The following is a 14805-nucleotide window of genomic DNA, read 5'->3' as shown; positions in this document are numbered from 1 at the left end:
AGTACGACCATGCCGCCGCCTTCTGCTCGGCCAAACCCACTTGCGGCCTGGTCAAACGTCCGACACCGCCCATCCGCTGAGAGCATCCGCGCCTTCGAGAAATTAATGCTCGCTGCTGGGGTCAAGATCCGATTCACGCCGCCGACCAGTGCCAGATTACACTCCTGCTGCCGTAGGCTTTGACAGGCCAAATGCACCGCTACCAAAGACGAAGAGCAGGCCGTATCGACCGCTAAGCTAGGCCCATTTAACCCTAATAAAAAAGACAGCCGCCCTGCCGCCACGCTGTGAGAATTTCCCGTTGCTAGATAGGCGTTAATCTCTTCTGGCGACTGGGCTAGCATCTGCTGCCAGTGGTCAATGCTGCTGATGCCCAAGAAAACGCCTACAGACTGTTGCCTAGATTGTTTCACTGATTTGTTTGTAGAACGTTCAGCGTCTGCGCTCAAAGAACTAGGCGCAATCCCCGCCTGTTCTAGGGCTTCCCATCCCAGTTCCAGAGCCAGTCGCTGCTGAGGATCGAGCGTGATAGCTTCTCTAGGAGAAACGCGAAAAAACGAGGCATCGAAGTCGTACAGGTGCGGCATGAATCCGCCGTTGCGAGAGATCATTTTCCCCGGCACGCTAGGTTCTGTATCGTGGTACTTGTCAGCGGGCCAGCGATCGGCAGGGACTTCATCGATGGCGTCGGTTTTTCTTTGCAACAGCTTCCAAAATGAATCGGGAGAGTCTGCGTCACCTGGAAAACGACAGCTCATCCCGATAATGGCAATCGGTTCACGCTGGGCTAGCTCAAGGGCGTCAAGTTTTGCCTGGAGCGTCTTCAGCGCTATGAGCGCGCGCTTTGTCGGCGAGAGCGAAGCGGAGGCATCATTCATAGATTAGGTCTGGTCTAGCTTGCTTAATTCTTCTAATAACAACGCCTCTGCTTCGTCATCAGAGATATTTTTAAAGCGATTTTCTAAGCTAGCTGATTCAGTCTGTTGATTGAAAGTCTTTTTAGTATCGTAGCCTGCATGACTATTTTCTGAAGGTCTTAATAGAGCTGCAATGTAGTTTTTTAGCTGTGACAAAGTCGGATAGTCGTACACTAGTGTGGCGGGTAATGTACACTCTAGGCTGGTTTGTAGCCGATTGCGAAACTCTACAGCGGTCAGAGAGTCGAGCCCGAGCGCTGTAAATTCAATGCCGTCGTCGCCCAGCGCCGTAGCGGATTTGCCTAAGACAATAGCAAGCTGCGATCGCAGATAATTAGACAAAGCTGCCGTTTTGTTATTTTTCAGCTCTGCTTGAATAGCTGATTTGGTCTGGTTCTGTTCTACTTGATTGGAAGATGTCGGCTGATTAGTTTGAGACGAGCGTTCTAATGAATTCTCTAAACCTGAGCTCTCTAGATCTGAAGTGGCCAGATCTGAAACGGTCAGAAGTGAGGTCTGAACGCCAGCTCGTTTCCAGTTCTTTAAGTTTCCTGGTAGAACGCCGACCTGACTATTTTCTGCTGAGCTCATCAGCCAAGCAAGTATATCTAAGCCAGTATCCGAATCGATTAAAGGCACGCCCATTCGGCCAAGGCGCTGTTTGACTTCAAGGCTCTCAGTCATGCTTGAGTTCTCCCAAGCGGCCCAGTTGATGCTCAGCGCCGGTAGTCCTTGTTGACGGCGGTAGTGAGCGATCGTATCTAAAAAGCTATTGCCAGCCGCATAGTTTGCCTGCCCTGCCGACCCTAGCAGCGCCGCCACCGAAGAAAACATCACAAAGTGATCAAGCTTAATATCTTTGGTGATGTGATGCAGGTTCCACGTGCCGGTGACTTTGGCCGACAGCACGCGATTAAACTTTGGCCAGCTTTGCTGCTGAATCACGCCATCGTCGATTTCACCTGCTAGATGGAAGATGCCCTTCAAAGGAGACTCAGCAGACTGAAGACTGTGGGTTAGATCCGTCTGAAGCTGTGTGCGGTCAAGCAGGTTACTTTGAAGTATCTTGATAGAAATGCCAGTCTGGCGCAGGCGATTGACCTGCTGCTGGGGTTTCTCTGATAGTGCGCTGCGTCCTAAGAGGATAAGAGAGTTTGCCCCTTGGTCTGCCAGCCACTGAGCTAGCTGTATGCCCAGCGTTCCTGTACCACCCGTAATCAAGTAGGTGGCGTCAGCGCGAATTGCTTTTGCCTCGGAATTTGGCCGAGAATTTGGCCTAGAAACTGCCCTGGAAGTCGGTCTAGAAGCAGGCTTGTTACCCAGTGGCAAACTCGGCGGCGTGATGACAACTTTACCAATATGTTTTCCCTGTTGCATCGTGCGAAAGGCGTCAACTGCCTGTATCGCTGTATAGCGCTGGTGCGATAAGGGCAACAGACGATTGTGTTGTATCTCGGCAGCAATTCGGCTCAGCATCGACTGGATGAGCTGTGGCTGCTGATCCGTCACAGCTACGAGATCGATAATTTGATAGCTGACATCAGGCCGCTGCTGGCTCATTTGTTCTGCCGACCAGATGCCTGATTTGCCAATTTCTAGGAACTGACCACCGTTGGTAAGAATAGAAAGGCTTTTAGCGATCGCATCTCCTGAGAGTGAGTTAAGTACAACATCTACGCCTTTCCCTTCAGTCTGTTGCTGAATCTGTTCGGCAAAGTCCAAATTACGAGAGTTGAAGATATGCTGTATTCCCTGCTGCTGCAAGAACGTCCACTTAGGCGGTGAAGCGGTTGCAAAGATCTCTGCACCTACGCTTTGAGCAATCTGCACAGCCGCTTGACCCACGCCGCCAGCCGCTGCGTGAATAAGAATGCGTTTGCCTTTCTTCAGTTTTCCTAGCTCAACTAGCGCATAGTAGGCCGTGAGAAAAGCCGTGGGTATGGTTGCCGCTTCTACGGCGCTGAGGTGATTTGTACCATTGCCTTTGGGGATAGGGACTGCTAGATCCGCAGAGACTGTGACATATTGGCTGAAGCTAGCAGGTGCGATCGCCATCACCCGCTCTCCAACTTTTAGCCTGTCTGCATTCGCACCGACATTCGCACCGACCGCAACGATTTCTCCGGCGCATTCGAGCCCCAAAGGCCCGGCCTCACCGGGATACAAGTCCAGCGCGTTCAGCACGTCTCGAAAATTCAATCCGGTTGCCTGTACGAGGATTTCTATCTCATTGGGTTCTGGCTGTCGGCGAGAGGTCGCCTGCCATCTGAGGTTTTCTAAGGTGCCTTTTTTGACGGTTTGAAGCTGTAGATTATCAACAGATTGAGTATTCTGTTGGAGCTGCCTAGCTAGTCTAGCGGCGTAGCGATCGCCATTTCGATAGGCGATTTGAGGCTCTTTTTTAGAATTGTGCTGACAAATTTCAGCGATCAAATTAGATATTAGCTGCTGCTCGTCGGCAGTGGCATCTAGATCTAGACAGACGCAGTTTAGCCCTGGATGTTCGAGAATGATCGTTTTACCCATTCCCCACAGCGGCGATTGGAAGATGTTCGGCGCTTCACCGCTGAGAATAGCTTGAGCGCTATGGGTAATCAGCCACAAGTTGATAGACAGACCATCGCTAATTAGTGCCTGAGTCAAAAAGAGAGCGCTCTTACAGCTATGTTCTATATTGTCATCACCAAAATTATCACTGCCAAAATATAGAACGCCTTGCCAAGGATCTGATTGCGATATGAGAGCGTGAAATTCTTCGGGATTTTCTCTATCTATCTTAAAATCTACCCCGGTAGTCTGTTCAGGTTGCTCTTGACCAGTCTGCCTTTGGACTTCGGTTAGAAGTACCGTTGTGCAGTGTTGCGATTGAGTGGTTAGAGACTGTGCGATCGCCGCTAGCTTCTCAGCGTTATCTCCAACAATCAACCAGTTTCCACCCGGTACTAACTGCGAGTGATGATCAGTCGTAGCGAGCTGCCATTCGACGGTATAAAGCCAGTTTCGCCATTCAAGAGACTGCCCAGAACGCGCACGGTGCTCTTGAAAACTTTGATTTTGAAAGTCTCGATCCTGAAAGCCTCGATCCTGAAGACTTTGATTTTGCAGACTTCGATCCACAGGCGCTACACGCTTTGCCGCTAAGCCCTTAATGGACGCAATGCTCTCTCTTGCTGCATCCAATATCTGCACATCGGCTGTCACTGTTAGCGCATCATCTTTAATCGGCCAAAGCTGTACATGGCTCCAAACGAACTGACTGTCGATCGGCAACGAACAATGACAAACCACGCTCTCGACGCCAATCGGTACATAGACATGATCTCTTGCTGACGCAGGCAGCGCCGCCAAAATGCATTGAAAACAAGCGTCTAAAACAGCGGGATGGAGCTGATAGCGAGAGTGATCAGAGCCTATTTCTGGTGAGACTCGAACCTGGCCTAGCGCTTCATTCTCTGTGCGCCAGATGTTTTCGACGCTGCGGAAAGGGCCGCTGTATGACAGACCTAAGTCATCGCAATTCTCATAATGGGCTGCGGGCGATCGCACTTCTCCTAATCTATCTTTTATGCGCTCAATTTCAACAGATTCAGCAGTTGAGACAGCCGCTGCACTGACCGTCCCTTCGCAATGCAGCGTCCAGTCTGGAGCTCCTGAATCTGGAGCTTCTGTAGACCGACTGAAGATTTCAAAGCAATAGACTTCAGTGGGATGGTTATCAGAATCTGGGGTCAGAACCGTTTGAATGGCTGTCGATTTTTCAGAGATCGCCAACGGTCTTAGGATATTGACCTGATCAAGTTGAACTGAGGTAGATCGCAGAATTTTAGCGCCTGCCGCCAGCCCAATTTCCAGGAAGGCTGATCCAGGAAAGAGAGTTTGCCCCTGCACCTGGTGATGCTTTAGATAATCGGGCTGGGCCAAATCAACCAATTGTTGAAACAGGATTTGACGAAGCGGCGTAGAAATTTTTGAGCCTACTAGCGGATGAGTCTCTTCATCCAACCGATCCTCTAACACAGAAGGTCTAACTGACTTCGGTCGCTCCAGCCAATACCGCTGCCGCTGAAAAGCATAGGTAGGCAAAGGCAATCGATGATCTTGCCGATGGCTGTAGAACGCTTGCCAGTCAATCTCGCATCCTCCTCGATACAGCGTCGTTAGACTAGAAAGCATCTGCCAACTATCGGATTGCTTCGGCTGTAGGCTGGCTAACCAGCTATATGAATCAGAGTGAGAACGAGTGATAGTTGCTTGAGCCAATGTGACCAGAACAGGGCGAGGGCCGCATTCTAGAAATGTGATGATACCTTTCTCTTCTAAAGTCTCGATGCTTTGGGCAAATCGAACAGGTTGCTGGATATGGTTTACCCAATAGTCGGCATCGAGAGAATTAGCTATTTCTGCGCTTAAGTTAGAGATGATTTCGATCGTAGGCGCTTGATAAGCAACAGAGTCTGCCACCGCCCGAAAGTCTGACAGCATTGGCTCCATCAGCGAAGAGTGAAAAGCATGAGACACTTTTAGCTGCTTGCATCTGATGCCTTGCTTTTCTAGTTCTTCAGCAATATTGTCAATCGCTTTTGCTGGCCCAGATAGCACCGTATTTTCAGGAGAATTGATCGCCGCAACTGCAATGTCTGTTTCTTTTCCTATGGTTTGCTCGCAAGTCGCAACATCCGCCATCACCGATAGCATTGAGCCACCTGTGGGCAACGCTTGAATCAGCTTACCTCTTTCTACTACTAGCTTCAGCGCATCTTCTAAGTCGAACACGCTCGCCACGCAGGCCGCTACATATTCTCCTAAGCTATGACCTAGCACCACAGCAGGCCGTATGTTCCAACTCATCCAAAGCTGAGCGATCGCATATTCAAAAGCAAACAGCGCTGGCTGAGTATATGCCGTTTGATCGATCAGCTCGCTCTCTGCTCCAAATAACACACTCAGCAGATCAAAGCCATGTCGATGCAAGATTTCAGCACATCTATCTAGCTGCTGGCGAAAAACTGGCTGAGTCTGGTACAGCGTTCTACCCATGCCGATAGTTTGAGCACCTTGTCCAGTAAATAAAAACGCGACTTCTCTAGTCGTAATCGGGTTAGGCGATGTTGGATGGGGCAATGCCGACAGCCAAGCTTGAAGCTGAGTCCGCAGATCTTCGATAGAGTTGACGACTAGCGCTAGACGATGAGTGAAGTGCGATCGCCCTACGCCTAAAGTAAAACAAATATCCGATACAGAAATGTCTGTGCGATCGCCCAGAAAATCCACATACTTTTCGGCCAGCGCTCTAAGCGCAGTCTCACTCTTTGCAGAAAGCACGAATATGTCTTCTTCAAATCTTGCTTTTGGCTCTGTTTGATCTAGGTCGAAATCTTCAGCAACCGTCTCTTCTAGCACCATATGGACATTGGTGCCGCCGATACCCAAAGAGTTGACACTAGCCCGCCTTGGCGTCCCAGTCACTGGCCAGTCAGCCAGCGCCGTATTCACATAAAAAGGACTGTTGGCAAAATCGATTTGCGGATTTGGTCGCTTAAAATGCAGACTCGCTGGAATCTGACCGTGATGCACCGCCAGCGCCGTTTTGATAAAGCCCACCACGCCAGAAGCAATGTTTAGATGTCCGACGTTGGTCTTTACCGATCCAATGGGACAGAATTGTTTTTTATCGGTGCTTAAGAGATCGGGGCAGCGTCTGAAAGCCTGAGTCAGCGCCGCAATCTCAATCGGGTCGCCGAGCTGAGTGCCCGTCCCGTGCGCTTCGACGTAGCCAATGGTCTCGGCTGGGGTGTTGGCGATTGCCAGAGCCTCTACGGCAACTCTTGTTTGACCTTCACTCAGGGGCGCTAGATAGCCGACCTTTTGCCCGCCGTCATTACCGATTGCAGAGCCCTTGATAACGGCGTAGATGAAGTCTTTGTGTGCGATCGCCTCATCCAACCGCTTTAGCACCACCAGGCCGACACCACTGCCAAACAGCGTCCCTTTCGAGTCCGCATCAAACGCGCGGCAGTGACCATCTTTGGCCAAGATCATGCCCTCTTGGTACAGATAGCCTGCCTGCTGCGGCGTCTCTACCGACACGCCGCCCGCTAGCGCCATGTCACATTCTCCTTGTAGCAAACTCTGCGCCGCTAGATGAATAGATACCAGCGAAGTAGAACAAGCTGTCTGAACATTCAAGCTAGGGCCGCGCAGATTTAGCTTATAAGAGACTCGGGTGGTCAGATAGTCTTTGTCATTGGCGACAGTGGCTTGAAAGCCGCCAAGCGAGCTGAGCGTAAAGATATCTAGTGAATCATTCGGATCGAGCCTGTGACGATTGGGATAGACATGATTGAGCAGATAGGTGTTCATTGTCGCCCCGGCAAACAGCCCGATCGCGCCCTCATAGGCCAGCGGATTGTATCCAGCGGTTTCCAAGCTCTCCCAAGCGCATTCCAATAGCAGACGCTGCTGCGGGTCCATTAGGCTGGCTTCCTTTGGGCTATAGCCAAAAAAATCAGCGTCGAAATGGTCGATCTTTTCTAGGATTGGGCTGGCATTCACGTAGTTGGGATTTTGGATTAGCGCCGGGTCGATGCCTGCTGACAGCATTTCCTCATCGGTAAAGAACGCGATCGCCTCCACCCCGTCTTTGAGATTTTGCCAGAAAGTCTCTAGGTTTGCAGCCCCCGGAAATCTACCCGCCATGCCGATAATGGCAATCTCTGAAGTTTGTTGCTTGCTAGAGCCTTTGTCTAACCGAGCTTTTAATGAATCTCGTAGCGGCAGCGGCGGTGCATCTATATCTGTTTGCTTCAGGTGGCTAGCGAGTGCGGCAACGGTGGGATATTGAAAAAGTGAAACGGCTTTTAGCGTCGGTGCAAGCTTGTTTTGCAGATGTCCTAGTACCTGCATCAGTCGTAAAGAGGTACCGCCTAGCTCGAAAAAATTATCATTTCTGCCAATATCTTCTACAGAAAGAACAGACTGCCAGATTGAAGTAATCTGTTGCTCAATCTCAGATAGCTTCAGGCTTGCTGTTTTGCCGCTGTTTTGAAAAGCGCTGATCAGTCGCTGTACCTGGGCGTCAAACTCACCTGCGGCGAATCTTTGGCTGAGCTGACTGCGCTGAATTTTACCGATAGAAGTTTTAGGAATGTCCGACTTTTCTACCGGAATGATATAGGTTGCAGAGATGCCAATTTGATCGATTACCTGAGTGCGGATTTGCTTGGCTAAGGGAACAACAGCGTTTAGATCTTTCACTCCATTCACCGGATGGAAGAAAATAGCCAGTTGTTCTGTTGTCTCTTTGGCGCTACGTACGACGCCGCAGGCGGCTGTGAAAGAGATTTCTACGCCCGCTAATGCTTCGATAACAGATTCAATCTCGTGGCTGTAGTAGTTGATGCCATTGAGGATGATCACCTCTTTTTGTCTGCCTGTGATCGTCAGAGCGCGATCTTGGATGAATGCTAAATCGCCTGTATTAAACCAGCCGTCTTCTGTAAACGCGGATTCATTCGGATCTATCTCTTCTAAGTCTGTTTCTTCTGAGTTTGTCTCATCTAAGCCTGACTCGCTCGAAGCTGCCACAGTGCTTGGCTTGATTGAACTGCGCGCTTTGGACGACTGGTAGTAGCCGGGTGTAACCGTCAATCCTTTTACCTGCAATCGACCAGTCTCCCCGGCTGACAGCACCGCATCAGCGTCATCTACAATCCGAATTGAAACGCCTGGAATTGGCTGACCCAAAGTAACGAAGGTGTTTGTTTCAGCCGTATCTGTAGTCGTAGGCGCTAGCGAAAACTGACGAGAATGAACAATCCCAGAGCAGGTCTCCGTCATGCCATAGCCCGGACTAATCGCCGTCTCAGAGAGGCCATAGGGCATCAGCATCTGCAAAAACTGTCGTGCCGTCTCCCCCACCACGGCCTCTGCTCCATTTCCCATCCAGCGCACAGAAGAGAGATTCCAACGACGTGCTTTTTTGTCTGCCTGGTCGTCAGCTTGAGCCCTGGCTACAATTCTCTGCGACTGGTCGTTGACCAGGCCATAGGCAAAATTAGGGGCCCAGGTCACACTTGCCTGGTACTGCACCAAGAGATCTAGCCAAACTAGCGGATCTTTTAGAACAAGCTCGCGAGCCGCATGGATTTGCGCGCAGCCTAGATACACTTCTGTCAGATGAAACATGACCAGACTGGCCACATGCTCTAGCGGCATCCAGTTTAGGGTGATGTCTTCAGCGGATAGCTGATTTACCGTCGCCATGCCGCAGGCGCTAGCTCTGATATTTTGATGGGTAAGCTGAACGCCTTTGGGCTGGCCTGTACTGCCAGAGGTCAAGAGTAGAAGCGCTAGCTCGTCTGGCTGAGGCTCGTATAGCGGCCAGTCGCTAGGTTGATGACTAATTTGATTAGCAGATTGGCTAGCCGCTTGTAGATCGGCGAGAGTGACAACACTAATCGGTAGCGGCTCTAAAAGATCGGGTGAGTCTGTGAGCAGGGTGGGATTGTCTAACAGCGCGATCGCACCCTCCAAAGGTGACTGGCCGCTGGCGCTACTAGCCTGCGTAGCGATAGGCACCGGAATGCAGCCGCTAAGAAAACATCCCCACAGCGCGGTGACTAGATCAATACTTTTGGAGAACTGAAGAATAACAAAGTCGTGCTGTTCTTTGTTTCCTAGCCCTCGATTAGTCAGCGCGATCGCAACCCTTTGAGCCGATACCAATAGATCAGCGTACGACTGCACAGTCTCAGTGCCATCGGCGCTTAGATAGCGAATCCCCGTCTTTCCTGTAGCAGCGCGATCTAGTGCGTCAATCAGGTGAGAGGGAAAGTCAGCTGTATCAGGGAAAGGAGCACCGTGGACAATGGCTGGTAGATCTAATGGCTGTAGTGGCGGCTGCAATGACGGCTGCGGTGTGTGCGCTGAAGGTGACACGGCCATGTCTGTACGTACTTAGAAATGAACAAGTAGCTTGACACAATAGACTCTTTGAAGCAGTACCATAGCTGGTTTTAAGCCAGTCTGTAAAGGATCAACGGCTACGACATGTGGCATTATAATGACGGCATCTGCGTAGATTTACAGTTCTATAGCTTCTGTTTGTCCAGACTTACCCCTGCTATTTGAATAGATGGAGACGCTCAATTTACTCATTTCGGACGAGACGCTGCGGGATGGAGAACAGCAGGTTGGTCTATTTTTTGAAGACAAAACGACCCTAGCGAAGCTGATTGCCCGGACCGGGGTGCAACAGATTGCGCTGATGCCTGCTATCCACGCTAGTGAGGCATCGTTGGTCGGTGACCTAGTCGATAGCGGCCTGAAGCAGCAAATCGCCGCGTCTACGATGATGAGGCGCTCGGCAATCGAGCATGCCAAAACCTGCGGCGTGCGGCAGGTTATTCTCTTCCACGCGGTCTCCGATCGGCTTTTGTTCCTAAGAGATTCAGAAATCGCTAGAAACCCCGCATTCAAAGGTAAAACAGTTGACGATGACATCGCGTTTCCGGTAATTCGTCGCAGCCGTCAGCGCATGTTAGCCCACGCCCTAGAGCATGTGCGCTATGCCGCTGAGCAGGGCCTGAAAATTTGCTTTGCCGCAGAAGATGCTAGCCGAGCCGACAGTGGGTTTTTGGTGGACTGTATCAACACGCTATCGCCCTATATTGACGAATTTTTGCTCTGCGATACGGTCGGTATCCTAACGCCTAAGCGGACGACTGAATGGATTCAGAGCCTGCTAAAACGCACTCGTGCTGTACCCTTATCTGTTCACTTTCATAACGATATGGGGCTCGCACTAGAAAATACGATCCAGGCGGTGCGGGCGGGCGCTATGGGTGTTTCTGGTACGTTTGGCGGGATCGGGGAGCGGGCAGGCAACGCGCCGATCGAACAGGTGCTAAAGGGTCTGCGATCGCGCTTTGGTTGGGAAGTGACAGGCATCGACTACGACGCGCTTGACCGGGTGGTTGACTACCTCCACGCGCACGGACATCGGCCCCACGCGCCTTATTCCAGCGAGGCTCAGCGGCATGAGTCGGGTATTCATGTCAGCGCTTTGCTGCGCGATCGCCAAAGCTACAGCATTTTTCCGCATCGGCAGCCAGAGATCTGGTTTGGCAAAGGCAGCGGCGCAAGTAACTTTCGATATCTGTTTGAACAGTATCTAGATCGGCCTCTGCCACAGTGTGAGTATGAGCGGCTAAGAGCCGTTGTCAAGGCGATCGCCATTCAAGAAAGGCGGTCTTTTTCGGCAGAGGAGACTCTAACATTACTAGAGCAAAGGCGTTTACTTGTCTCTCAGAAAAAGTTGGTGGTTCTAAATGGTTGAAGGAGTATGGTAGTAGCACTGAAAGTTCCAGAAGGTAGAATAGTGATTACTTTCTGCACTTACGCCGGAGTTTTTAGATGTTGAGTGTGACCATTGATGAGATTCAGCGCAATCCTACAAAGTATCTGCGTCAAGTAGAAGCTGGCAAAACGTTTGTGATTTTGCAAGCAGATAAAGCAGTCGCTGAACTTAGACCAGTCTCTACAAGTAAACCACTGCGACCATTTGGCCTATGTGCAGGCGAATTTACTGTACCAGATGATTTTGATGCTTCTCTACCGGAAGACCTGCTTGATGCATTTGAGGGCAAATGAAGATTTTGCTAGATACACATATTTTCTTGTGGTTCATTAGTGGCGATACTCGTTTGCAACAGTAGATAAAGTAATTCGCAATTACGCAGTCAGCGTGATCTAGAGGTGTCATCTTTCTACGGTAGCTTTTTAGGAATGAGCAGCATTACGGTAACGCTCTATGGTAGGCGATCGCTAATCTCTCCACATACCGCTGAGATTGCTACCGTTCTAGGTGAGGCCAGATAGTTCTGTCCGGTCGGATCGCCACTGCGGCCTTTAAAGTTACGATTGGTCGCATAGATCCCAGTTTCTTCTGCGCCCAAAACGCCGCGCCCTGCGTTGATGCAGGCACCACAGCCTGATTTTAAGACGGTTGCGCCAGCTTGTTCTAAAGTTGACAGATAGCCCATAGATTCCGCCTGCTCCCTCACTTCCTGTGAGGCTGGAACAACAAACAGGCTCACCGCCGGATTAACTCGCTGACCTTTAATTGCCGCCGCCGCTTCTGCTAGATCGTGCAGCTTCCCGCCTGTACAAGAACCGATAAAGGCCCGAGTAATTGCGACTCTATTGCGATCGCGAATGAGATCGCGAACAGGCACTACCTGATCGGGTGTCGGTGGCTTAGCGACTTGCGGTTCTAGCTGGCTAAGATCAAACTGATAGACCCGGTCATACTGCGCGTCTAGATCGGCTGTAACTTCGACAAAAGGTTCGCTAGTACGCGCTTTCACATATTGCCGTGTTACTTGATCTACAGGCATCAGGCCACACATTGCTCCGCACTCTATGGCCATATTTGCCAGCGTCATTCGCTCATCCATCGGCAGCTGTTCGACAATGTTGCCGACAAATTCCAAGACTTTGCCGGTTGCGCCGTTGCAGCCAATTTTGCCTAAGATAAACAACATAATATCTTTGGCACTGACTGCCGCTGGCAGCTTGCCAGATAGCTCGATCCGCAGCGTCGCGGGCACTCGAATCCACAGATCTCCCATGGCGAAGATGTTGGCCATATCGGTGGTGCCAACGCCCGTAGAAAAGCAGCCAAACGCACCGTAGGTACAGCTATGAGAGTCGGTGCCTGCAATCATCATGCCAGGGCGCACAAATCCCTGCTCGGGCAGAAGAACATGGCAAATTCCAGCCGCTTCCCCCGGTGAAACAATGTCAAACAGATGACAGCCCTGCTGCGCGGCAAAGTCCACCATCTGTTGATACATCGTGGTCGCGCCTGCGTCTGGGCGAATGTCATTGATTTGAATGAAATGATCGGCTACTAGAACGATCTTCTCTGGGTTCCAGACGGTGGCATTAGGGCCAAACTGCTGCTGGAACAGATTGCCGACTGGGCCAGCGATCGCGTCATGAGACATGGCCAAATCTACCTGGGCAAACACCACCTCTCCCGGCTGCACGTAGGCGTTCCCCGATGCCTGGGCCAACAGCTTTTCAGCTACCGTCATGGGCCGCTTGGAAGTCTCACTGTTAGGAATACTCACTTTCCCCTGTTGCCGCTGCTGATTAAAAGCGATCAGACCGCCCGCCGCGACGATCGATTCTACCGCTGGGTTTTGCAAAGGCTGTTCGACAATTTCTAGCGGCAGACCAATGTTGATACTGTTGCGATAAAAGATTTCAGCAAAAGACTTGGCGCGAACTTTCTGAATGCCCACTGCCTTGATGGCAATCGGGGCAAACTCTCGGCTAGATCCACAGCCAAAGTTTTCTCCGGCTTCAATGACATCGTATTTCAGTAGATTCCCTGGCCCAATTAGATGCTCTAGCGCGTAGTAAGCAAGATGGTTTATATCGTCATTAGTCCCACGTTTGGCTGGGATAATGTCGTCTGTATTGATATTGTCACCTAGCGTCAGAATCTGTTGCGTCATGGCGTTATGGCGTTATGGTTTACTTGTTCTAACCTACCTGCTGGTTTTGGCTGGCCTATTGTTCTTCTTTTATCTTTCTCTGCTTGATAGAAACTGCCGGGTTGCCTGCACAAACGGTCCACGGTGCCAGCGATTTATTCGCCACGCTATTGAGCGTCAGCACTGCGCCTTCGCCAATGGTCACGCCAGGGCCAACCACCCCCCGCGCCCCGATCCAGGCACTTTTCTCGATCTTGATTTCACCCAAGATCAGATCGAATGAAGGCTTGCTCCAGTTGTGATTTCCTGTACACAGATATACCTCTTGTGAAAGACAGACGTTATCTCCAATCGTGACAGGTGCAAGATTGTCTATCCACGCGCCTTCTCCTAGCCAGCAGTCGTCGCCGATGGTCAATCGCCAGGGAAATTTGATCCGTACACCTTGTTTGATCCGTATCCCTGTTCCGACAGAAGCGCCAAACAGCCGCAACAGCTTTGCCTTCGGTTCAGAAACGGGCACTACGTAGCTCATAAACAGCGGTGAACCGATATAGTACCAAAGTAGTTGCTTTAGCAGCGACACGCCAGGATTGTAGTCGCCAGGATTATATTTTGCCAGCTGTGACTGGGCGAGCTGCGATCGCATAGAAAAACCCCTAAGAAAATCCTCATAACCTGACCAAGCAGCCAGGAAAACTAAGGAACACGATACTGGGTGAGGGTGCGATCGCGAAATCGGCTGTCTTTATTTGTAAAACGCTCCTGCCTGACCACTTCTAGACCGACTTTCTCAAACTGTGCCAACTCCTCGGAAGAGAGCGGCCAGGGCGCACTCTTGCCAGGATCTTCATCGTCGCCCCGCATGTAGGTCGCGATCAGCACAGTTCCTTGCGGCGCACCCAAAGCAGCAATCTTTTCAATTACCTCCGCCCGAACGCTCAGCGGCAGTGCCTGGATCGTCCTAAAGTCAAAGACTAGCTCGAACTTGCCCAGCCAGTCAGCCGGTAGGTTAAACAGATCGGCAATGACGTAGTTGACAGACGATTGCGGAAAGCGTTTCTTGGCCCAGGCGATCGCACTCTTAGAGATATCAAATCCCGTCACCGCAAAACCAGCCTTTGCCAGCGCCTCAGCGTCGTCTCCTAGGCCACAGCCCACGACCCCTGCCGATCGCCCTCGACCTTCTATTTCATTGCGCTGTAGCCAGTCGGTCAGATAAGGCACTGCTCCTGGCAAGGTCCAAGGCACCTGACCTGCATCGCCATCCGCCTCTGCATACAGCGGCTCAAACCAGTCAGAAGCCCGGCCTCTGTTTGTTTCTTCAGTCATGTCAATTTACTCTCGATCTTATCTTTTGAACTATTTTCTAAAGACCCTAACTC

7 protein-coding genes are annotated in these 14805 nt (G+C 50.9%); 2 read left to right on the top strand and 5 right to left on the bottom strand.

The genetic code is table 11. The annotated features are described in order from the left end of the window. Both IQ256_RS18275 and IQ256_RS18270 read right to left on the bottom strand, forming a co-directional pair. The coding region (locus tag IQ256_RS18275; protein WP_193856992.1) for a beta-ketoacyl synthase N-terminal-like domain-containing protein at window positions 1-878 on the bottom strand (878 nt) is incomplete at its 3' end. Window positions 879-881: 3 nt separating this feature from the next. After that, window positions 882-9860: a type I polyketide synthase gene (locus IQ256_RS18270; protein ID WP_193856991.1), complete on the bottom strand. Its 8979-nt coding sequence runs from the start codon at window positions 9858-9860 to the stop codon at window positions 882-884. A 190-nt stretch (window positions 9861-10050) separates the two neighbouring features. Here IQ256_RS18270 and IQ256_RS18265 point away from each other — a divergent pair, with 190 nt between their 5' ends. Then, a complete protein-coding gene (locus IQ256_RS18265; RefSeq protein WP_193856990.1) occupies window positions 10051-11253 on the top strand; it encodes a LeuA family protein in 1203 nt (400 codons plus the stop codon). Between the two features lie 77 nt (window positions 11254-11330). Continuing rightward, window positions 11331-11567 carry a type II toxin-antitoxin system Phd/YefM family antitoxin gene (locus IQ256_RS18260; RefSeq protein ID WP_193856989.1) on the top strand — a complete coding sequence of 79 codons (237 nt, stop codon included), beginning with the start codon at window positions 11331-11333 and terminating at the stop codon, window positions 11565-11567. A gap of 158 nt (window positions 11568-11725) precedes the next feature. Here IQ256_RS18260 and IQ256_RS18255 read toward each other — a convergent pair whose 3' ends face one another. The 3 genes from IQ256_RS18255 to IQ256_RS18245 are packed head-to-tail and all read right to left on the bottom strand — an operon-like array spanning window position 11726 to window position 14752. Next, complete coding sequence (locus IQ256_RS18255; protein WP_193856988.1) at window positions 11726-13441, bottom strand: aconitase/3-isopropylmalate dehydratase large subunit family protein; 1716 nt, start codon at window positions 13439-13441, stop codon at window positions 11726-11728. A 55-nt stretch (window positions 13442-13496) separates the two neighbouring features. Beyond that, a complete protein-coding gene (locus IQ256_RS18250) occupies window positions 13497-14069 on the bottom strand; it encodes a WcaF family extracellular polysaccharide biosynthesis acetyltransferase (protein WP_193856987.1) in 573 nt (190 codons plus the stop codon). 50 nt (window positions 14070-14119) lie between these two features. Then, window positions 14120-14752: a bifunctional 2-polyprenyl-6-hydroxyphenol methylase/3-demethylubiquinol 3-O-methyltransferase UbiG gene (locus IQ256_RS18245; RefSeq protein WP_193856986.1), complete on the bottom strand. Its 633-nt coding sequence runs from the start codon at window positions 14750-14752 to the stop codon at window positions 14120-14122. Between the last annotated feature and the right edge of the window lie 53 nt (window positions 14753-14805).

The organism is cf. Phormidesmis sp. LEGE 11477, from assembly GCF_015207105.1.
Taxonomy (GTDB): Bacteria; Cyanobacteriota; Cyanobacteriia; order Phormidesmidales; family Phormidesmidaceae; genus Phormidesmis.
Note: the sequence above shows the minus strand (reverse complement) of the source record. Positions and strands in the feature narration are given on the sequence as shown.